Raw genomic sequence first — 1203 nt, 5'->3', positions numbered from 1 at the left:
GAGAATCCCAAGGCGCTTGAGAGAACTCGGGTGAAGGAACTAGGCAAAATGGTGCCGTAACTTCGGGAGAAGGCACGCCGGCGTAGGGTGATGAGACTTGCTCTCTAAGCCCGAACCGGTCGAAGATACCAGGTGGCTGCAACTGTTTATTAAAAACACAGCACTCTGCTAACGCGCAAGCGGACGTATAGGGTGTGACGCCTGCCCGGTGCCGGAAGGTTAAATGATGGTGTTAGCCGCAAGGCGAAGCTCTTGATTGAAGCCCCGGTAAACGGCGGCCGTAACTATAACGGTCCTAAGGTAGCGAAATTCCTTGTCGGGTAAGTTCCGACCTGCACGAATGGCGTAATGATGGCCACGCTGTCTCCACCCGAGACTCAGTGAAATTGAAATCGCCGTGAAGATGCGGTGTACCCGCGGCTAGACGGAAAGACCCCGTGAACCTTTACTATAGCTTCACACTGGACGCTGATGTTGCCTGTGTAGGATAGCTGGGAGGCTTTGAACTTTGGACGCCAGTTCGAAGGGAGCCAACCTTGAAATACCAGCCTGGCATCATTGGCGTTCTCACTCAGGTCCGTTATCCGGATCGAGGACAGTGTGTGGTGGGTAGTTTGACTGGGGCGGTCTCCTCCTAAAGAGTAACGGAGGAGCACGAAGGTACCCTCAGCACGGTCGGACATCGTGCATTGAGTGCAAGAGCATAAGGGTGCTTGACTGCGAGACAGACACGTCGAGCAGGTGCGAAAGCAGGTTCTAGTGATCCGGTGGTTCTGTATGGAAGGGCCATCGCTCAACGGATAAAAGGTACTCCGGGGATAACAGGCTGATACCGCCCAAGAGTTCACATCGACGGCGGTGTTTGGCACCTCGATGTCGGCTCATCACATCCTGGGGCTGAAGTCGGTCCCAAGGGTATGGCTGTTCGCCATTTAAAGTGGTACGCGAGCTGGGTTTAGAACGTCGTGAGACAGTTCGGTCCCTATCTGCCGTGGGCGTTGGATGTTTGAGAAGGGCTGCTCCTAGTACGAGAGGACCGGAGTGGACGACCCTCTGGTGTTCCGGTTGTCACGCCAGTGGCATTGCCGGGTAGCTATGGTCGGACGGGATAACCGCTGAAAGCATCTAAGCGGGAAGCCCCCTTCAAGATGAGACATCCCTGAGGCCTAGAGCCTCCTGAAGGGCCCAGCGAGACCAGCTGGT

At 55.6% G+C, this 1203-nt stretch carries 1 rRNA gene; it reads left to right on the top strand.

Annotated elements, in window-relative coordinates:
* Nucleotides 1–1203: ribosomal RNA gene (locus V8L70_RS22780) — 23S ribosomal RNA — on the top strand; the annotation flags it as partial.

It is taken from the genome of Vreelandella arctica (genome assembly GCF_037070215.1).
In the GTDB taxonomy this organism is placed as follows: domain Bacteria; phylum Pseudomonadota; class Gammaproteobacteria; order Pseudomonadales; family Halomonadaceae; genus Vreelandella; species Vreelandella arctica.
Note: the sequence above shows the minus strand (reverse complement) of the source record. Positions and strands in the feature narration are given on the sequence as shown.